This window comes from Aureibaculum marinum (genome assembly GCF_003813905.1).
GTDB classification, from domain to species: Bacteria; Bacteroidota; Bacteroidia; order Flavobacteriales; family Flavobacteriaceae; genus Aureibaculum; species Aureibaculum marinum.
In genome coordinates this window covers 1-395 of sequence record NZ_RPFJ01000097.1, presented here as the reverse complement: position 1 = coordinate 395, position 395 = coordinate 1, and the positions used below count along the sequence as shown (strand labels likewise).

The 395-nt window shown below is 47.6% G+C and carries 1 pseudogene; it reads right to left on the bottom strand.

The window, feature by feature from the left end:
• Nucleotides 1–395: pseudogene (locus EGM88_RS15065) on the bottom strand (collagen-like protein); the annotation flags it as partial.

The following is a 395-nucleotide window of genomic DNA, read 5'->3' as shown; positions in this document are numbered from 1 at the left end:
AGCACCAGTAGTACCTGTTAATCCTTGGATTCCTTGTTCACCTTTTTCACCTTGATCTCCTTTTTCGCCTTTGGCACCGTCTTTACCATCAATACCATTTGTACCGTCTGTACCAGCTGCACCCGTATCACCTTTAGGACCTTGAGCACCAGTAGCACCTGTTAATCCTTGGATTCCTTGTTCACCTTTTTCGCCTTGATCACCTTTTTCGCCTTTGGCACCGTCTTTACCATCAATACCGTCTGTACCAGCTACACCCGTATCACCTTTAGGACCTTGAGCACCGGTAGCACCCGTTAATCCTTGAATACCTTGATCACCTTTTTCGCCTTTGGCACCGTCTTTACCATCGATACCATTTGTACCGTTAGTTCCGTCTGTACCAGCTGCACCCG